Annotated in this window: 22 protein-coding genes; 3 read left to right on the forward strand and 19 right to left on the reverse strand. The window is 47.7% G+C overall.

Going from position 1 to position 17,389, the window contains the following annotated elements; translation table 11 throughout:
* From ACSZLD_RS04470 to ACSZLD_RS04520, 11 genes are all read right to left on the reverse strand, one after another.
* Positions 1 to 489 (reverse strand): metallophosphoesterase family protein, encoded by a 489-nt coding sequence (locus ACSZLD_RS04470; RefSeq protein ID WP_444684368.1) that lies wholly within the window; start codon positions 487 to 489, stop codon positions 1 to 3.
* A gap of 12 nt (positions 490 to 501) precedes the next feature.
* A complete protein-coding gene (locus ACSZLD_RS04475) occupies positions 502 to 1,038 on the reverse strand; it encodes a hypothetical protein (RefSeq protein ID WP_444684369.1) in 537 nt (178 codons plus the stop codon).
* Positions 1,039 to 1,215: 177 nt separating this feature from the next.
* Entirely contained in the window at positions 1,216 to 1,443 is a 228-nt protein-coding gene (locus ACSZLD_RS04480) for a sulfurtransferase TusA family protein (RefSeq protein WP_444684638.1), read from the reverse strand.
* A gap of 18 nt (positions 1,444 to 1,461) precedes the next feature.
* Positions 1,462 to 2,592: an MBL fold metallo-hydrolase gene (locus tag ACSZLD_RS04485; RefSeq protein WP_444684370.1), complete on the reverse strand. Its 1,131-nt coding sequence runs from the start codon at positions 2,590 to 2,592 to the stop codon at positions 1,462 to 1,464.
* Positions 2,593 to 2,615: 23 nt separating this feature from the next.
* Positions 2,616 to 3,179, reverse strand: a complete 564-nt coding sequence (locus ACSZLD_RS04490; protein WP_377908000.1) for a sulfurtransferase TusA family protein — start codon at positions 3,177 to 3,179, stop codon at positions 2,616 to 2,618.
* Positions 3,180 to 3,191: 12 nt separating this feature from the next.
* Positions 3,192 to 3,494: a rhodanese-like domain-containing protein gene (locus ACSZLD_RS04495; protein ID WP_444684371.1), complete on the reverse strand. Its 303-nt coding sequence runs from the start codon at positions 3,492 to 3,494 to the stop codon at positions 3,192 to 3,194.
* A 22-nt stretch (positions 3,495 to 3,516) separates the two neighbouring features.
* Positions 3,517 to 3,996, reverse strand: coding sequence for a DsrE/DsrF/DrsH-like family protein (locus ACSZLD_RS04500; protein WP_377907998.1), 480 nt, complete (start codon positions 3,994 to 3,996; stop codon positions 3,517 to 3,519).
* A 169-nt stretch (positions 3,997 to 4,165) separates the two neighbouring features.
* Positions 4,166 to 4,426 (reverse strand): metal-sensitive transcriptional regulator, encoded by a 261-nt coding sequence (locus ACSZLD_RS04505; protein ID WP_168008925.1) that lies wholly within the window; start codon positions 4,424 to 4,426, stop codon positions 4,166 to 4,168.
* Positions 4,427 to 4,443: 17 nt separating this feature from the next.
* The gene (locus ACSZLD_RS04510; RefSeq protein ID WP_377907997.1) at positions 4,444 to 4,830 is read right to left on the reverse strand and encodes a DUF302 domain-containing protein; all 387 of its coding nucleotides are present in this window, start codon (positions 4,828 to 4,830) and stop codon (positions 4,444 to 4,446) included.
* Positions 4,831 to 4,890: 60 nt separating this feature from the next.
* Positions 4,891 to 6,534: a SulP family inorganic anion transporter gene (locus ACSZLD_RS04515; RefSeq protein WP_444684372.1), complete on the reverse strand. Its 1,644-nt coding sequence runs from the start codon at positions 6,532 to 6,534 to the stop codon at positions 4,891 to 4,893.
* A gap of 319 nt (positions 6,535 to 6,853) precedes the next feature.
* Positions 6,854 to 7,831, reverse strand: coding sequence for a zinc-binding dehydrogenase (locus ACSZLD_RS04520; protein WP_377907995.1), 978 nt, complete (start codon positions 7,829 to 7,831; stop codon positions 6,854 to 6,856).
* A gap of 171 nt (positions 7,832 to 8,002) precedes the next feature.
* Here ACSZLD_RS04520 and rarD point away from each other — a divergent pair, with 171 nt between their 5' ends.
* Together rarD and ACSZLD_RS04530 are read left to right on the forward strand one after the other, a co-directional pair.
* A complete protein-coding gene (rarD, locus tag ACSZLD_RS04525) occupies positions 8,003 to 8,899 on the forward strand; it encodes an EamA family transporter RarD (protein ID WP_444684373.1) in 897 nt (298 codons plus the stop codon).
* A gap of 33 nt (positions 8,900 to 8,932) precedes the next feature.
* Positions 8,933 to 9,274, forward strand: a complete 342-nt coding sequence (locus ACSZLD_RS04530) for a DUF4870 domain-containing protein (protein ID WP_377907993.1) — start codon at positions 8,933 to 8,935, stop codon at positions 9,272 to 9,274.
* Positions 9,275 to 9,371: 97 nt separating this feature from the next.
* Here the strand turns inward: ACSZLD_RS04530 and ACSZLD_RS04535 are convergent, their stop codons facing one another.
* The 7 genes from ACSZLD_RS04535 to yxiS form a co-directional block, all read right to left on the reverse strand.
* A complete protein-coding gene (locus tag ACSZLD_RS04535; RefSeq protein ID WP_377907992.1) occupies positions 9,372 to 9,872 on the reverse strand; it encodes a GNAT family N-acetyltransferase in 501 nt (166 codons plus the stop codon).
* Positions 9,838 to 12,108: a putative bifunctional diguanylate cyclase/phosphodiesterase gene (locus ACSZLD_RS04540; RefSeq protein WP_444684374.1), complete on the reverse strand. Its 2,271-nt coding sequence runs from the start codon at positions 12,106 to 12,108 to the stop codon at positions 9,838 to 9,840. The genes ACSZLD_RS04535 and ACSZLD_RS04540 overlap by 35 nt, the downstream gene beginning before the upstream one ends.
* A 62-nt stretch (positions 12,109 to 12,170) precedes the next feature.
* Positions 12,171 to 13,685 carry an HD domain-containing phosphohydrolase gene (locus ACSZLD_RS04545; RefSeq protein ID WP_444684375.1) on the reverse strand — a complete coding sequence of 505 codons (1,515 nt, stop codon included), beginning with the start codon at positions 13,683 to 13,685 and terminating at the stop codon, positions 12,171 to 12,173.
* 282 nt (positions 13,686 to 13,967) lie between these two features.
* Positions 13,968 to 14,702 (reverse strand): phosphonate ABC transporter ATP-binding protein, encoded by a 735-nt coding sequence (gene phnC / locus ACSZLD_RS04550; protein WP_444684376.1) that lies wholly within the window; start codon positions 14,700 to 14,702, stop codon positions 13,968 to 13,970.
* A gap of 14 nt (positions 14,703 to 14,716) precedes the next feature.
* Positions 14,717 to 15,478 (reverse strand): phosphonate ABC transporter, permease protein PhnE, encoded by a 762-nt coding sequence (phnE, locus tag ACSZLD_RS04555; protein ID WP_377907988.1) that lies wholly within the window; start codon positions 15,476 to 15,478, stop codon positions 14,717 to 14,719.
* Between the two features lie 13 nt (positions 15,479 to 15,491).
* Positions 15,492 to 16,454, reverse strand: a complete 963-nt coding sequence (gene phnD / locus ACSZLD_RS04560; protein WP_377907987.1) for a phosphate/phosphite/phosphonate ABC transporter substrate-binding protein — start codon at positions 16,452 to 16,454, stop codon at positions 15,492 to 15,494.
* A complete protein-coding gene (yxiS, locus tag ACSZLD_RS04565; RefSeq protein ID WP_377907986.1) occupies positions 16,451 to 16,759 on the reverse strand; it encodes a protein YxiS in 309 nt (102 codons plus the stop codon). The genes phnD and yxiS overlap by 4 nt, the downstream gene beginning before the upstream one ends.
* Positions 16,760 to 16,967: 208 nt before the next feature.
* Here yxiS and ACSZLD_RS04570 point away from each other — a divergent pair, with 208 nt between their 5' ends.
* On the forward strand, positions 16,968 to 17,093 hold the full coding sequence (locus tag ACSZLD_RS04570; protein WP_377907985.1) for a hypothetical protein: 126 nt from the start codon (positions 16,968 to 16,970) through the stop codon (positions 17,091 to 17,093).
* On the opposite strand, the gene ACSZLD_RS04575 is transcribed toward ACSZLD_RS04570, so the two are convergent.
* Positions 17,081 to 17,323, reverse strand: coding sequence for a protein YuzH (locus ACSZLD_RS04575; RefSeq protein WP_377907984.1), 243 nt, complete (start codon positions 17,321 to 17,323; stop codon positions 17,081 to 17,083). The two genes, ACSZLD_RS04570 and ACSZLD_RS04575, sit on opposite strands and share 13 nt — an antisense overlap.
* Between the last annotated feature and the right edge of the window lie 66 nt (positions 17,324 to 17,389).

The following is a 17,389-nucleotide window of genomic DNA, read 5'->3' on the forward strand; positions in this document are numbered from 1 at the left end:
TTATAAGAAAACGTGCCTTACTTCCAGTGACGGCTTCAGGCGCAGCTGGATCGCTGACCGGTATGGCATCTTTCGGCGATACATTGCTGACCCCGGATTTAAAAGCAGGGTTTGACCATGATACCGGAGGTAAGGAATGTGAGAGTGTCCGAAACAGACAAAGTCAGGCATCATGTCGTTAAACCAACGCTTCGCCCGTTCCTCTGTCGTTTTACCGTGTCCTTCGTGTCCGTGAACCACGCCAAAACTTCTGCCGGCTGCCTGGAAGCGCTGAGAGCTCCCCAGCCTAGCGTGAAGCTCCGGAGGGTCCGTGTTCCCCGCCGCACTATAAAGCGGGATACCGAGATGAGAAACCGCTTCAAAAAGCGACAGGCTGTCCCAGTCCCCTGTATGTATTAATACGTCCGCCTGCACCATCAGCTTCCTCAACTGTTCGGGAAGGTGTGCATACGAATCGGTATGTGTGTCGCCAAAGATGATAATTTCCACACCCGTTTCCTCCTAACGGCGAATCCGATCCTTCAGACAGGACACGTTGACAATCATACCTGTCTGCAGCATATGAAAGGCATCTGCCGCTTTTACCTCTCCAGATGCTTCAGCTAGCAGCGCAAGCTGAACGGGAGATCCGACCAGCGCCAGATACTGTTCGTCCGGAAGTGCCTTCAACGTTGTTTCAACGCTGAAACAGATACCTTCTTGCACCGCCTGCAAAGTGGCACCTGATTCATCTTCAGACAGCTCCCCCCTTAAAAACCGGTCAACGCTCTTTTCCCACTGCCCGTGATCATCAAACGACGCAAAAAAGGGTTCGTGACGGAGCAGCGGACGCCATCGAACGCCTAGTGCCGCTGCAAGCGAATAGGTTGTTTCAATTGCGGAACGGTAGCTGCTGCTTAAGAATGTCGACACATGCACCATATCCGGTTCATAGCGGACTGTCAGCTCCCTTGAGCCTGGAGCCAGTTCGGCATCGACGTGCATGCCAGCTTCCGGCACAACAGAAGGAAGATGAGACATTAGAATTATTTCAGCCATAGGCTCGACTCCTTTACCTGCATACTAAGTACTAGTATACCCAGTTTAACAGGAAAAGAAACGCTTTACTACAACTTTAGATTCAGGTATAAAGATTAGAAACTATTTTATGTAGCTGATTGACAGGAATAAGGTAAAACCGGCCGGCAGGCTGCCGACCGGTTTCTCATGATCTGATTATCCTTTTTGAATCCAGAATGTCAGGACGCCCTCTTCTTCCACAGTTTCAAGGAGTTTGTGCCCCCCTGATTTCGACCAAGCTGCGATATCTGCTTTTGCTCCCTGGTCCGTGGCGACAACTTCCAGCACCTGACCGGATTCAAGATCTGTCATTGCCTTTTTCGTTTTTACAATCGGCATTGGGCATGCCATTCCTTTTGCATCGAGTACTTTATCTGCGTTCATCATCATCCTCCTCCTGAGTTATTGTGCTTTTACCGCACAGCGGTTTGGTCCGATTTCCATTTCGCGTTTCTTTTCATCATCTGGATTAAGACGCCCCATGTTCGTCTGTCTGATTTCCTGATGAGAATTTGGCTGCGGCGGCAGGTTTTCTATAACGAGTGCACGGAAGTCTTCTTCACTTTCAATATTCAGCCCGTGATTTTCGTTAAACAATACGCCCAGTTTTTCCTGAACGCTTCCATCATCCTGGACTTCATCCATGATCATGAAGTGCGCCGGCAGTACAATCAACTCTTCCGCCAGGCTGCGATACCGGGTATAAAGTGTTTCCCGAAGATCCCCTACCCAGTCCTCTGCTTTTCCAGCTAGGTCTGGCCGTCCAATTGAATCGATAAACAGAATGTCTCCAGAGAGCAGAAAACGGTTGTCAATGACAAAGGAAGTGGAGCCAATCGTATGCCCTGGTGAATACAGCGCATTGATGTCGATGGTTGTATCCCCAATCTGCACATTCGTTCCATCTGTTACCTTTTCATAAGAGAAAACCACTTCTTCTGCGTCCGCTGGCGGAAGCCAATAGCTCGCACCGGTTTTCTCTGCAATCTCACGGCCGCCTGAAATATGGTCGGCATGCAGGTGCGTATCAAATACGTGCTTGATCACAGCCTGCTTTTCTTCAGCAAATGAAATAAAGGTGTCTGTCATACGTGTTGCATCGATAATTGCTGCTTCTCCATTAGAAATCGCCATATAGGAGAGACAGCCTTTTCCTAATCGTACGAATTGATACAGCTCCCCGCCAGGCAGATCCCCGACCTTTACAGGTTCGAGATGCTCGCTCCATGCTTTCATTCCTCCTTCTAAATAGGCAACATCCAAACCTTCATCTGAAAGCATCTCAGCTACCATCTGGGAAGACCCGACCTTTGCACAGACGACCAGGATTTCTTTATCTTGGGGAAGCTCTGGTACGAGCTCTTCTACTCCATCCAGCAGATCGAAGTACGGCACGTTTTTATACGTGAAGGATTCTGATTCAATCTTCCAGTCTGCGAATGCGTCTTCGTTCCGGACATCCAGAACGAAAACGTCCTTTTTTTGAATAACACGTTCTGCTACCTCGCTTGCTTTCCATGCTGTTACTGTCATGTTTCAAACCTCCTAATTACGAACTATTCGTTTTCTTCTACAGGACCATTCCACTTGCTCATCCCTGGAACAACGTTTTTCACTTGATTAAAATCATTCGCTTCCAGCTTTTGCGCAGCTAAATCGCTTCGATTTCCTGTTCGGCAAACAACAAATGTTTCCTTTGTTTTGTCCAGCTCTGATAAACGAGAGTCCAGTTCACCTAGAGGAATCGATACAGACCCAGGTATATGACTGAATGAGTATTCAGCTGCTTCTCTTACATCGACGATTTGTGCATCTGCACCGAGCTTTTCCTCAAGTTCTTCATTGCTTACTGTATGAGGAAATGTCATATCTTCTTTTTCTTCGCCGGTAGATTTTCTTACGTAATGAATCAAAACATCTCCATCACGCTTCGTGCCGATATATTGGTGGCCGCCCTTTTCAGACCAGGCTTTTAAGTCAGCCAGTGATCCTTCATCTGTCGCCTGAATTTCAAGGACGCGACCTGGTTCCATCGTTCCAATTGCTTTTTTCGTTTTTACAATCGGCATCGGACAGGCAAGCCCTTTTGCATCCAGCGTTTGATCTGCTTTAATTGTCATAGTAAAACCTCCTCAAGTGTGTGCGGGCAGGATCGTCCTGCCTGAATACTGAAACATTCCACCAGTCATGTTAGCTGTTTGATACCCTTGCGCTTCTGAGAATAATGCTGCTCGTTCGCTTCTTGATCCGGAGCGGCATATGAACAGTAACGGCTTTCCTTTACCAAGGGTCGATAGTTTACCAGGCAGCTCACCGAGAGGAATATGCAGCGCTCCAGGAATCATACCTTTTTCTGTTTCAAACGATTCTCTTACATCAATCAGCTGATAGTCATTTAGATACGTGGTTACCTGTGTTGCTTGAATTTCCTTCATTTGTTTTCCTCCTGAGAGTTTATTAGATAAACAGATTGACGTTTCCGTCTTCCGCATCTGCAAGATAAGCTGCAACGCCGCCGTATTCTACACCATCCAGCAGTTCTTCTTTTTGCAGACCGAGCAGATCCATCGTCATCGTGCAGGCTACGAGCTTCACTTCCTGCTCCTGGGCCATTTCGATTAAATCTGACAGCGGCATCGCCTGATGCTTCTTCATTACTTTTTTAATCATTTTTTGACCCATGCCGCCAAAGTTCATGTTTGAGAGACCCATTTTTTCAGCTCCGCGCGGCATCATTTTCTCAAACATCTTCTCCATTTTCCCTTTATCTACATCGATGTTTTCTTCTTTGCGGAATGCATTCAGCCCCCAGAATGTTGCGAAGATCGTCACATCATGATCGTATGCCGCAGCACCGTTGGCGATAATGAAGGCGGCCATTGCTTTGTCGTAATCACCGCTGAATAAAATAATGTTCGTAGACTTTTTCTCTGTCATAAAAATAACCTCCTTCATAATACTAATACCTGTATGGGTATATTAAGTTACAAAATTTTTTAGCCGGTAACCGGCTGCTTGATTCCTAGCATACCCTTATAGGTATTACAAGTCAACCCTTTAAGCATCTTTTATGAAGCCCGCCTTTAAAGCGGGCTCACAAGCAAACCTATCTCGTTTTCACGAGCATATTAACCGCTTCCTGAATCATCTCTTCAGAATCTTCGCCATTCTCAATCTGCTGGCGTACACACTGTTCAAGATTAGAACTGACAACAACCCCGATTGCACGGTCCATTGCGTTTCGGGCAGCAGACATTTGTCCAACAAGCTCGCGGCAGTCTTTCCCCTCTTCCATCATTCGAAGCACAGCCTTGACCTGTCCTTCCACCCGTTTCATTCGATTTTTCATTTGTGGAGTGTATTCCATCGTAATCCCTTCTTTCTTTACTTTACAGCGGCTTCCATCGCATCACTCATGCGTTGTTCTACGTCTTTCGCTGTTTCAAGTACCTGCGGCTCTCCAACAAGCTCCATTAATGCAGTCGGATTCGGCATGCCGACTTTCGTTTGTCCATGATCATCATATACAACGACTTTGCATGGAAGAAAATAACCTGCCAGCATCGTTTCTGTTAATACGTTTTTGGCGATTTTTGGATTGCAGACTTCCATAATGCGGAATTCGTGATCAAGACCGACTTCTTTTTCGTCGAGCTTTGCTTTAACATCAAAATCCCAAAGCACACCAAATTGTACGTCTTGAAACGAAGCGGTTAACTTTTCAACTGTCTCATCGACGGAATATGGGGATGAATAGGTTGTATGAAACATGCGTCTGCCTCCTTTGATTATACATCTATGGGTATATCGTACATGACGGGCTGCATCTGGTCAACGTATATGAGTTGTGCGGTACCTATTTTGAAGCGTCATCTGCAGACGATCTTCTTCCCATTCTGCTTTACGAAGAATATCGCGAACCGGTCCTTTTATATCGACGATCGTCAAGGTAATGCCCCGATCCTGCAGCATTTTCTCCCACTGCTCGAGTTCATGAACGGCTACAGCATCCATCGAATTCACCCCGGAAAAATCCAGGATAACTTCCGTCGTTTCCGGCCTTGCAACGAGCCCCTCCTCGATTCTGCTTTCTACAAAAGCCGCATTCGCAAAATAAAGAGGTGCATCGATGCGGAGCATAAAGATTCCTTCTCTTTCCTCTGCGTGCGGATAGCGTTTCACGTTGCGGTAAGTCCTGCTCTCCTCCAGCCATCCTAGCGCTGCCGTGTGCGGATAAGCACTGCTCCAAATAAACACCAGCAGGGAGATACCAATACCAATAAAGATCCCCTGCTCGACACCGATCAGCAAGGTTGCTCCGAAGGTGATCATCCAAACTGCACCATCTGCCTTGCGCAGCTTAAAAAGAGATACTGCTTCCTTCCAATCAATCAGCTTATAAACAGCTACGATAATGACAGAAGCGAGAATTGCATTTGGCAGATAGTAAAATGCACCAGTGAAAAATTGCAGTGTCAGCAGCAGCAGCACCGCTGTAATAATGGAAGCAAGCGGGGTTTTAGCACCCGCATCGTAATTGACCGCGGATCGTGAAAATCCTCCCGTTACCGGAAAGCCCCCAAAGAACGAACCTCCGATATTGGCAGCTCCCAGGCCGGAAAGCTCCCTGTCAGCTGAAACATACTGTTTTTCTTTAGCCGCGATCACTTTTGCCATGGCGAACGATTCCATAAAACCGATAAAGGAGATCGTGAGCGCCGTTGGCAACAGTGCCATTACGGCATCTCCTGTTACAGCAGGCAATGAAAATGCCGGCAGTCCACCGGGTACCTCTCCAATGATGGATACCCCTGCAGCATCCAAATTAAACCAAATCACGGTACCGATTCCAAGAAGAACAGCCGCCAGCGGACCCGGAATGAGCGGGATAAATCGTTTCGATGCGAGAATAACGATTACTCCGGCAGCTGCCAGACCGACGGCTGCCCAATTCCACGACGATAGCTGCATCGCTGCCTCTGCTGCGGCACCAGCTGGCTGGCTGTTTTCAAGCGGAAGACCTACAATGTGTTTCAGCTGACTGAACGCTATCACGATTGCTGCCGCAGACGTAAAGCCGCTGATAACAGCATGTGAGAAAAACTTGGTAATAAAGCCGAGCCGCAAAACTCCCATCAGCAGCTGAATAACTCCTACCATCAGCATTAATAACACCGCAAGTGTCATGTATTCGGAACTGCCAGGCTCTGCGAGCGGTGACACTCCGGCAAATACGAGCAGCGAGACAACCGCTACCGGACCGACTGCAAGCTGCCGGGAACTGCCTATCATAGCGTATATGAATATAGGAATCGCAGCAGCATAAAGACCGGTTACGGGCGGCATGCCGGCAAGCATCGCATATGCCATTCCCTGAGGAATCAGCATAACCGCCACAATCAGTCCGGCGCTGATATCTCCTTGTAAATGCTCTTTATGATAAGGTCTCATCCAATCAAGCCAGGACGATTTCATAACTGGAATCCCTTCTTTCATATATACCCATAAGGGTATTTAGTGTGTACTTTCATTTTACATACCCCTACATGTATTGTCAACCAGTCATAAATATACACAGTTTTACACAGAAATTTGTCGAAATATTTTGTATAATACTCCTAAGCAGCAGAGGGACGCTGAACGGCAGCAGTCATATGTTCCCTATTTCCGGCTTTCTGCTCGCTACAAAAACCCGCCCGGGGTTCTCCCCGGACGGGTTTTTCATTCGAATCAAGCTTTCATCCTGCAGCCAACACCTGTCAGGCTTCACGTTTGCAGTCTCTACATTCGTTTCCTACCATTCAGCGATCAGTTTACCTCGTACGTGGCGCTCCTTCATGCGCTGCAGCGCTTTAGGAACATCTACCATCGGTACCTTTTCAACAGCCGGTATTTTCAGACGGCCATTACTTAACATCGACAGCATCGTACTCCCCATCGCTGCAATTTTTTTCTCATCACGTATGCTTCCCGCCTGATAGACGCTTCCGAGCGCAACCTGGTGAAATGATTTAGGATGCTGGAAATCAACTGCATCATCCATATGCGGTGCGCCGGCAATAAATACGACATGGCCGTTATACGCCAGCGCGTTAAGTGAAGCATCTGCATTTTCTGTGCCTACAGTATCGAATACATGATCTACACCGAGACCGCCTGTCTCCTGTAAAATTCGGTCAACAAACGACTCTTCGGAATAGTCGACAGCAGCATCTGCTCCCAGCTCTTTCACGTAGTCATGGTTGACACTTCTCGCCGTGGTATAAACAGTCAGACCTGCGTCCTTTGCGAGCTGGATCGCAAAGGAACCAACTCCGCCCGCACCAGCATGAATTAAAATAGATTCTCCTTCACGTACGCGAAGCTTTTCAAACAGAGCCTGATATGCCGTGTATCCCGCTACCGGCAGGGCAGCTGCGTCTGTATACGTTACGTTATACGGGAGTTTCGCAGCAGTATGAGCTTTTAAAATTGTAAATTCTGCAAATGAGCCGCGTTCGGCCATGTTGTTCAGACCAACCACCGGATCTCCTGCTGTGAAACCTTCAGTGCCAGGTCCCGTTTCTTCCACTTCTCCAGCTGTATCCAATCCGAGAACGTGCGGATAGGTCCATCCCGGATATCCGTTTTCTCCAGTTTTGTAGTCCACTGGATTCAAGCCTGCTGCCTTCACGCGGACAAGCAGCTCTCCCTCTTGAGGAACCGGCCGATCCAGCTCTTCTACCTTCATGCTTTCCCATTTGCCTGCTTCTTCCAGTACTAATGCTTTCACGCATGATCCCTCCTGTCTTGAGCTGATACTTTTTCAGTATACGTAGCAGGATCACTCCCCTGCAACCAATAAGCACACGCAGATTGAGTTTTCTCGTATAAAAGCGTACATTAGAAACGTAGTATTGTTTTGTCAGCTGATTAAATGCATTGTCGAGAGAAGGTTGTCGTTATGTCAAACGAACATCGGTCTGGCGTCTCTGCCGGTATCGCCGCTTACTCCCTGTGGGGACTGCTGCCCATCTATTGGAAATGGCTAGAAGTAATTCCAGCCGTAGAAGTGCTTGCCCACCGGATCATTTGGTCATTGTTGTTTATGATCATGTTATTTATCGTTCTTAAGAAGACATCTCTATTGAAAGAGGATATCCGGTATATTGTGTCACACCCTAAAATTGCAGTCGGCATTTTGACGAGTGCTTTCTTCATCAGCGTCAACTGGGTCCTCTTTATCTGGGCGGTTGCTGCGGACAGAATCATTGAAGTCAGCCTGGGCTACTACATAAATCCGCTGATTAACGTGCTTCTCGGTGTTTTGTTTTTTAAAGAGGACCTTTCTGCCAGACAGCAAACTGCCGTTGCGCTCGCGTTTACCGGTGTGCTCATCGTGACAATTGGCGCCGGACAGATCCCATACGTGGCGCTCGCTCTAGCGATGAGTTTCGGCATGTACGGGTTAGTTAAAAAACAAACGCAGATTGGTGCAATGACCGGGCTGATCATTGAAACGCTGTTTCTTGTGCCAGCTGCACTGATTTATCTGCTGTACGTTCATGAATCGATTGCGTCAGCCTTTCATATCTCTGATTCAGACGTCTTTCTGCTTTTAGCCGGAACCGGGATTGCGACAGCTGTTCCGCTGCTTTTGTTTGGAACAGCCGCCAGAAAAATCCCCCTCTCTTTATTAGGGTTTCTCCAGTATATTGCTCCGACTTCGATGCTTCTGCTCGGCGTATTCTTTTACGGAGAGCCATTCACGTTCATCGATGCAGCCGCATTTATCTTAATATGGACGGCCCTGCTTCTTTATTCGACCCGGCCGCGTGTAAAACGTGTACAATCTGCTTGATTAGGGGATAAGAGCAGAAAGGAGGGATGCTGTATGCATCAAGTTAAATCGGAGGATAAGCTTTTAGCCGGACTCATATACATTACGAGCTTCTTTTTTCCGATCATTGCTCCGCTCGTAATCTGGATTATCCGAAAAAATGATTCTGTGTTTGTTGATTATCATGGACGGGAATATTTTAATTTATTTATCTCTTATTTCGTTTATTCAGTGATTGCCGGTATTCTTACACTTATTTTAATAGGATGGATCATTCTGTCGGTATTAGGAATCGCATTGATCATTCTTACTATTATCGGTGCCGTCAAAGCAATTACTGGAGAGACATATCGTTTTCCGCTTATTTTTCGCCTGATCCCATCCGTGAAGATGTAGGTAAGCGAAGGCCGTCACGTATCAGAAACATGGGTAAAGCCGGCTCTCCGTCATGGGGAGGGCCGGCTTTTTGATGAATATCTGATTTGTTGCGGCGTCAGATTGCTTGCTGACAGGCTTCTGCTGCCGTAAGGCGAAGGCGTTTTGTTCGCATCGTATGACCTTCAAATACCTCATCAAATTCCTGCTGCAGCGTAAATCCGAGCATTGCATAAAAGTTTTCGGCTTTTTCGTTCCCTGCTTCTACGTCAACGTAAAGCTCTTCCACGTTTTGCATGTGAGCCCATATGTGTTTCATCAGAGCTGACCCGACTCCTTCGCGCTGCGCTCCCGGCAGCACGTAAATAGCAGAAACCTCGGCAGACGTATCAGATTCATGAAAAAAAGACGTAAAGCCAATGACATGACCGGCTTTCTCACAAACAAACACGTTGTTTTTCTCCAGCCTTTCCTCCATTCGTTCATAGGAATAGGCTTTATTTAAAAAAGCATCCTGGATCTCTCTAGGAATGAGTCCTTCGTACGTATCGTGCCAGGATTGAACGGCGATATCCTGAATGTCATTAATGTCCTCTTTCACTGCTCTTCTGCAAAACATCAGCTGCACTCCTTTCTAATTTAACCCACGTTTTAAATGACTCTGAATCAAGCGGCTCTGAAAAGCAGTAGCCCTGCATGAAATCACAACCGCGCTTTTGCAAATCCGCTGCCTGAGACGCTGTTTCGACACCTTCTGCAACTACATCAAGGCGCAGTGCGTGTGCCATGGAAATAACCGCATCTGTTACGTGCTTGCCAACCCGACTCGTCGATTCTTCCTTTAAAAACGATTTGTCCAGCTTCAGTGTATCAATCGGAAGCTTGCGCAAGTAGCTGAGGGAGCTGTAGCCTGTTCCGAAATCATCGAGGGCTGTACGGATTCTTGCGTCGCGCAGCTGCTCCAGCGTCTGAATCGTTTTACTGGACGTATCCATCATCGTGCCTTCTGTAATTTCAAGCTCCAGCTGCTCAGGTGCCAAACAGCTTCGTCCCAAGATACTCCGCACGGTTTCCACAAATTCGGGCTGCTTCATTTGAACAGGTGAAACATTCACTGATACGACAGGCCGCCAATCGGCCGTCGTGCACGATTCTGCAAAAACGCACGCATGCTCCAGCACCCATTCACCAAATTCTGTGATAAGCCCATTCGCTTCTAATATTGGGATAAACTCCTGAGGTCCTGTACCCGGGAACAATTCATTTTCCCAGCGGAGCAGAGCCTCCATCCCGCGCACTTTCCCGGTTGCAGCATGGATAACCGGCTGATAATGCAGCTTCAGCTCACTACGCTGCAGCGCTTGGCGCAGCTCGTGTTCCCGCTTGACGAGCAGCATTGTTTCCTCCCTCATTGAATCATCGTATACGCTGACCTTGCCGCCGCCAGCTGCTTTTGAGCGATACATCGCTTCATCCGCCTTTTGCAGCAGCTGTTCAAGCTCAGTGCCATGATCAGGAGAACAGACGAGGCCGATGCTGGCTCCTGTATAAAACGCGATGTCATTTACGATCACCGGTTCCAGAAGAATGCTCCTTATTGTTTCGGCTTCGTTAAGCCCATTTCCTTCTATAATGACTGCAAATTCATCGCCGCCTACTCTGGCTGCATGCGCTCCTTTCTTCAGCACTGTTTCCACGCGTCTGGCTATCTGCTTCAACAAATCATCTCCAGCTGTGTGCCCGAGTGTATCATTCACCTTTTTAAACCGGTCGAGATCAAAGTACAACAAAGCAAAATGTTCGTTTCGCTTCAGCCGCTGCTTGACCTCGTATTCCATTGTCGTGCGGTTGCCGAGCCCTGTTAATGGATCCGAAAAGGCAAGTCGCTTAATCTCCCGCTCTTTTTCGAGTAGTTTCGTAACATCATTGGCCCGCCCTGTTACCAGACTGATTGTTCCATCCGTGTCTGTTACCGGCGTAAGCGTAACATGCCTCGCACCAGCTTGTTCTGTCATAACAACATAGACAGAAGAAGGCTTGCCCTCGCGAATATCCGACAGCGCTTTTTCCAGTTTCAGAGAATGTTCCTTATTTGGCAAATAATGAAACATTGAGGTGCCGGCTATATCAGTCTCCACCAGATTCATCGCTTTTTCCATTGGCGGATTGATGGAAATGATGTCTCCTTCAGGCGTTAAACTGTAAATGAAATCATCTGTATGATCAATAAGCAGACGATATTTCTGCTCGCTGAGCTCCAGTTTTTTGCGCGCTGATTCCGTCTCCCTGTATTGGTCATCCAGTTTGCGGTGCGTCTGCCCGACTTCCTTCAGCGTTCCCATCAAATAGTCGACGATCTGATGCTGGTTAATAAAAAGCAGCCCTGCAAAAAATGCCAGCATCATGACACGGGAAATAAACGTTTCTGTTGATGACGCGTATTCGGCTACATCAAATCCAAACGTCAAAAATCCGGTTGTCCATACATAGTAATAACCTGCAGCTGTAACAAGATTGAGTCCGATCAGCACATAGGCATGACGCCTCGATAACAGAATAGTCGCCATAAAACCGGATGCCAGAAAAAACATCATCCCAGGTCCAATCATGCCGTAAAAATGAGCACTTAACATGCCCGTCACATAAACAGCGCCAATATTAATATAGCTGTGAAGACTGCTGTTTATCCGGTTGCGGGCTAAAAGCGCAGCCACTACGGCACCGTATACCGGAATGACAAGCAAGGTGACACTGATATTTCCTAATGATTGTTCGTTTAAGAAATTGGCTGCAAGAAATAACATACCAAGTCCGGCAATGGTTAAAGAGGTGATAGTCAATACGCGCTGCTTCATGGAAGTCAGCGTATGCTGGATGTCTTCTGAATACCGCAGACCAATCCCCTCCTATTTCTGATTTATTCGACAGCCTCAAGCGGGATTCCTTTATCTTTGCTTGCGGATTTCATCACGTGCAGAAATGCGTCTGCAAACCTCGGATCAAACTGACGCCCCTTCCCCTCTTCAATGGCAAGGAGGGCCTGCTGAACGGATATCCCTTTCACATAAGGCCGGTCTGATGTCATTGCATCAAACGAATCCGCAACGGCGAGCAGTCTGCCGAGTATCGGTATTTCCATTCCCTGCAGTCCATCAGGATAGCCGGTTCCATCCATGCGCTCGTGATGATGCCTGACGCCTGGCAGAACGCCAATCCATTCAGCAGGCAGATTCGCTTCAATGAGCATTTGCTCCCCGATTTCAGGATGCTTCTTCATCGCAGCAAATTCGGCCTCTGTCAGCTTGCCTTTTTTCAGCAATATAGCATCCGGAACACCGATCTTTCCCACGTCATGCAGCAGTCCGGCTTTGTAAACCAGATCCTGCTCACTCTCTGAAAATCCCGCTTCCTTCGCAATGGAAACTGCATAAGAGGCTACTCTCCTTGAGTGGCCTGCCGTGTATTCATCTCTAGCATCAAGCGCTGCCGCAAAGAACGAAAACACGTTTTGCAGCAGTTCACGGTTTCGTTTCTCCCGGCGCTCCAGCCCGCTGATCATCGCATTGAATCCATTGGAGAGTTCATCAAATTCATCCCCGAACAATGATTGCACCGGCGCCCAGTCCCCTTCATTTACCCGACGAAACCCTTCATGGAGCTTTGAGAGCGGGGTCAGGAGATGGCGGTAGAGCAGCCAGGCTCCAGCCCAGGCTGTACCTGCAGTGATGAGAACGAGAATAGAGGCCCACGTCCAAAACTCGATTATTGATTCAGTCACACCGCTCATGCGTCTGACCTGAAGCGATAGCAGCAGCATTAATACCGGAAAGGCAGATGTAAATACTAGACTCGCAATCAGTTTACGGCGGAAGGAGGTGACAAATAAAGAGCGATCGTGAACAATCGATGAAGGAACTGGAGCCTGTTCATGTAAAACCGCAGCCAGTTTAACGCTCAGCGGATAAACTAAAAAAAACTCTATCATCGCATGCAATCCAGCAATTAAGAGCCCTGCAATCACTGCAAGGAGGATATAGAGCGGTGAAAACGTAAGCAAATCCATGAGAATCGCCATCCACGTCAGTGAAGCAGCCGGCAGACTTATGCCTATAAAGTGCGGGAGCATGACGCGTTTAACGCAGGCAATCGGAAAATACAATGTTTCTTTCGCTGCTGCCTGCCATGCCTCCGGAGTTGATTCAAACGTCAGTTTGCGCAGCGAAGTCGTGTCCCGCTTAAATGCGTACCATTCAGCAAGAAGCATGACAGGGATCGAAACGGAAAGAATGAGCAGCACGATATACAGCTCGCCCGCACTCAGTCGGGACGTGTGGAAGACAATCAGGCTCACGGCGCAAAAAAGAGCTGCCGTTGAACCGATGACATAGCTTCTCCATGCTTGTTTGATAAAAAGTTTTCTCATTTCCTCCATCGTTTCGCCCCCTTTCTCTTACCTAATTGTGCTACTATTCAGTATACGCCAATTCAAAACCGATCGGAACTATAATTTCATCGGCTTGATTAAGTGGAACGGGCTAAACAGGCTTCAAGGTAAAAGCAGTATGCTTCATATATGACGATCAACAAATACAAAAAAGACCCCTGGTGAAAGGGATCTTTTTTCATGAAGCAGGTATCGCAAGCCTCCTGATCAGCTTTGCTATGTTATTTGAGAGGCGTTTCATTAGGCGACACTGCTGCTCGGGCTTTTTGACTACTCATAAATATCATCGAGATCAGCGCTGGACATATCAGCTGGCGATCCATCAAATACGAGTCTCCCCTGCTTCAGTCCGATGATCCGTGAGGCATATTTTTTTGCAAGCTCCACGTCATGCACATTAATGACAGTCGTCAGCTCTTTTTCATCATGCAGCTGCCGCAGCAGCTGAAAAATATGATCTGATGTCGTTGGGTCCAGACTCGCCACCGGTTCATCTCCAAGTAAAATCGACGGCTCCTGTACCATCGCACGGGCGATGCCTACCCGCTGCTTCTGACCTCCGCTTAATCGCTCTACCCTGCGGTCTGCATATGGAAGCAATCCGACCTCATTTAAAAAATACTCCGTCAGCTGCTTTTCTTCATCTGAAAACAATCCCAAGTAATTACGGTAAGCGCTTCGTTTGCCGAACCTGCCTGTATACACGTTTTGACGAACCGTCATTCTTGGAATGAGGTGAAAGTGCTGAAAAATCATGCCAATCTCCGAGCGGAGCTGGCGCAGTTTTTTTTGATCCAGTCCCATCAGTTCATACCCAAGCGCCGTAACAGATCCATCTGTAAGGGACTGCAGGCCGTTTATCGTACGGATGAATGTCGACTTACCGGCGCCGCTTCGACCGAGCACGCAGACGAACTCCCCTTTTGCAATTTGCATCGTCAGTCCATCGACGGCAGGATCATCTGCTTCGTCATAGCGGACGGTTACGTTGTTAAAATCCAGCATAGTCGTTCATCTCCTCAAATCACCCGCTTGCGAACAATTCCGCCGCTGACATCCACGATAATAACGAGCACCATAATAATGATAATCGCGGTCGCCATCGACGTATAGGCCAGGCTGTTGTAATAGTTCATGAGACTTTGACCGAGTCCGCCCCCGCCGATCATCCCGAGTACGAGAGACGTCCGGATTGCCACTTCAAACCGGTAAAAATAATGAGACAGCACGTTTGGCCAAATCTGAGGAATGATCGAGAACAGCTGGCCGGTTCTTCTGCCGGCACCAACGGAGCTCATCGCCTCCTGCGGCCCTTTATCGGAAGACTCGACAAGCTCTGCAATCAACTTGCCAAGTACAGAAACGTTGTGCAGAAAAATTGCCAGAAGGGCGGCAAATGGACCCAACCCCAATGAAACAACAAAAATCAGGCCAAAAACGATTTCTGGTACGGAACGGAATACGCTGAGCAGGGAGCGCACAAGGTAAAAGCCGGGAGCAGAGCCAGACGTATTCTCAGCAGCCAGAAAGCTGATCGGCAGCGCTACTAACAAGGCAGTCAGCGTCCCGAAAAACGCAATGGAGAGCGTAATCAGAGATTGCTGCAGCAAGTAAGGAACAAGATCCCAGCGCGGCGGAAAAAACCGGTCTGAGAGCATTTCCCATGTGTTTCCAAGCTGAAAGAGCCCGGTAATAGAAAAATCCGAGCCCCTCCCGCTTAGTATTAAAAGTACGAGGATAATCCCCGCATAAATGAGCATGCGTTTACGAAACCAAACCATCGGCTACCTTCCTTTATTCGTTTTCAGCCTCGTCAGCGCCGTTGTTTTCTTCTTCGTCTTCCTCATCTTCTTCCTCAGGTTCCAGCAGATCAAACGCACGTGCTGCTTCTAAAACAACTTCGTATTCATCTGGAGAAGCTTCTACAAAAGCATCCGCCCCTCCAAAAATCTGTAGAATCTGCTCATCGTCCACAGCCATGAATGCTTCCTGTATTTCACTGATGCGTTCATCGCTTGTACCATCTGGAACGGCCCAAGGATACTGATAGAGCTGCTCTGATTCCCAAATAATTTTGTAGTCATCTTCATCGATCAACCCATCGTTGATCAATGCCTGGAAAATTGCACTGTCAATAGCACCTGCATCGACAGAACCGCTCGCTACTGCGTCAGCTGTAATGTCATGAGAGCCGGTAAACTGCACGCTTTCAAATTCGTATGTGCTTTCGCTCTCATACACTCCTTGCTGCAAAAGCTCATATGCAGGAATAGCAAATCCGGACGTGGAGGACTGGCTGCCAAATGCAAACTGAATATCTTCCACATCTGCGAGAAGGTCATCCAGGCTGTCCCACGGCGCATCCGGCTGCGTAATCATATAGGAATAGTAATACGGGTCTCCATCGATCGTCTGCGTCAGGATCGCTTCTGCACCGCTTTGCTCGAACGCAATCAGGTACGTAACAGGACCGAAGTAAGCCAGATCGACATGTCCAAAGTTGATTGCTTCCACTACGGCGTTATAGCTTGGATAGTGCGTAACTTCCACTTCTTCATCCAATGTTTCTGCCAGGTGTTCCTCCAGCAGGTTCAACCCTTCTTCCATTTCGCCGATAGACTGGGATGGGATGACGGCTACTTCAAAGACGTCTTCATCCCCTGCTTCACTCCCGCCGGTCGCGTTGTCATTTTCATCTGCCCCGCATGCAGCCAGCACTAATGCAGAAGCAGTCACCATAAATAATGTTTTTTTCATGTTTTTTTTGGTCCTTTCTCCTTATCATAATGGACGACTCGTTCTGCGAGTGCGTCGTTGTTGTAAAGACTTAACACGTTTAATAATGTCGATGTGGCAATCTCTCCAGCTTCTTCTTTAGATACCGTGAGAGCTATTGCCTGTTTAAGTACGTCACTGTCAGCTGTGCCATATGCTTCTTTATAGACGTGAGCAGGATCCAGCTCATTGTTGACGCACCACTGGGCAAAAACGTGGGCCATCATCAGCTCATCCTGCTGAAAAGATTCAATAATGTGCTTTTCCTTATCTGAGTAAGAGGACATGGTTCCACCTCCAAAATTAGCATCCGGTCTCTATCTTAGCCGAAACGGAAGTGGAAAACAAAGGATAACACTTTATTCACTTTGAAAGAGACTTGCGCGACAATGCGCCAGGCCGGTAAACTGATTATGAAAGCAGGGATAAAAAAAGCGCGTCTGCCGATCGGCAGACGCGCTGCCCTGCAAAAAACAGAAAGGCAGGTAACGTTTATTGCTGAATAAATTTGCGGAATTGACTACCAAACAGAAAACGCTCGTTGTCGTCGCTGCAGGTGTGACGATGTTTTTTGTAACATTTCTAATCGGTTTTTTGATCGGTACGTTTTATCTTAATTGAATCGCCCGGCGATTCTCATAATTATCGAGAAGACCGAGCATGTCATTCAATATTTTCTCCATTTCAACGAGATCTTCTCTCGTTACCACGGGATCATCTTCTGACCATCGTACCGTATAAATGAAATAATAGGCAGGGAAAGAGCGAAAAATAACGGTTGATTTCGGAAACTTGGAGAAAACGGCCTTTATCTGATATCTGCGGCCGTAGCTCCAGTCAAGCAGCTTCATGACGGACCAGCCACCTCTTTCTCAGTTTCTTTCCCTGATTAGCTTACCTCACGAACGTTCGTTCTG

Source organism: Alkalicoccus luteus, from assembly GCF_052061695.1.
GTDB classification, from domain to species: domain Bacteria; phylum Bacillota; class Bacilli; order Bacillales; family Salisediminibacteriaceae; genus Alkalicoccus; species Alkalicoccus luteus.

Coding starts and splice junctions, on each gene's coding strand:
- ACSZLD_RS04535 (WP_377907992.1), bottom strand. CDS start 9,872: ATGTTTTGCAGAAGAGCAGTGAAAGAGGACATTAATGACATTCAGGAT.
- ACSZLD_RS04510 (WP_377907997.1), bottom strand. CDS start 4,830: ATGTTTCATACAACCTATTCATCCCCATATTCCGTCGATGAGACAGTT.
- ACSZLD_RS04575 (WP_377907984.1), bottom strand. CDS start 17,323: ATGAAGCTGCTTGACTGGAGCTACGGCCGCAGATATCAGATAAAGGCC.
- ACSZLD_RS04495 (WP_444684371.1), bottom strand. CDS start 3,494: ATGAAGGAAATTCAAGCAACACAGGTAACCACGTATCTAAATGACTAT.
- ACSZLD_RS04505 (WP_168008925.1), bottom strand. CDS start 4,426: ATGGAATACACTCCACAAATGAAAAATCGAATGAAACGGGTGGAAGGA.
- ACSZLD_RS04530 (WP_377907993.1), top strand. CDS start 8,933: ATGCATCAAGTTAAATCGGAGGATAAGCTTTTAGCCGGACTCATATAC.
- ACSZLD_RS04540 (WP_444684374.1), bottom strand. CDS start 12,108: ATGAAGCAGCGCGTATTGACTATCACCTCTTTAACCATTGCCGGACTT.
- ACSZLD_RS04515 (WP_444684372.1), bottom strand. CDS start 6,534: ATGAAATCGTCCTGGCTTGATTGGATGAGACCTTATCATAAAGAGCAT.
- ACSZLD_RS04500 (WP_377907998.1), bottom strand. CDS start 3,996: ATGACAGAGAAAAAGTCTACGAACATTATTTTATTCAGCGGTGATTAC.
- ACSZLD_RS04480 (WP_444684638.1), bottom strand. CDS start 1,443: ATGAACGCAGATAAAGTACTCGATGCAAAAGGAATGGCATGCCCAATG.
- ACSZLD_RS04475 (WP_444684369.1), bottom strand. CDS start 1,038: ATGGCTGAAATAATTCTAATGTCTCATCTTCCTTCTGTTGTGCCGGAA.
- rarD (WP_444684373.1), top strand. CDS start 8,003: ATGTCAAACGAACATCGGTCTGGCGTCTCTGCCGGTATCGCCGCTTAC.
- ACSZLD_RS04485 (WP_444684370.1), bottom strand. CDS start 2,592: ATGACAGTAACAGCATGGAAAGCAAGCGAGGTAGCAGAACGTGTTATT.
- yxiS (WP_377907986.1), bottom strand. CDS start 16,759: ATGTCCTCTTACTCAGATAAGGAAAAGCACATTATTGAATCTTTTCAG.
- phnD (WP_377907987.1), bottom strand. CDS start 16,454: ATGAAAAAAACATTATTTATGGTGACTGCTTCTGCATTAGTGCTGGCT.
- phnC (WP_444684376.1), bottom strand. CDS start 14,702: ATGCTGGATTTTAACAACGTAACCGTCCGCTATGACGAAGCAGATGAT.
- ACSZLD_RS04545 (WP_444684375.1), bottom strand. CDS start 13,685: ATGGAGGAAATGAGAAAACTTTTTATCAAACAAGCATGGAGAAGCTAT.
- ACSZLD_RS04490 (WP_377908000.1), bottom strand. CDS start 3,179: ATGACAATTAAAGCAGATCAAACGCTGGATGCAAAAGGGCTTGCCTGT.
- phnE (WP_377907988.1), bottom strand. CDS start 15,478: ATGGTTTGGTTTCGTAAACGCATGCTCATTTATGCGGGGATTATCCTC.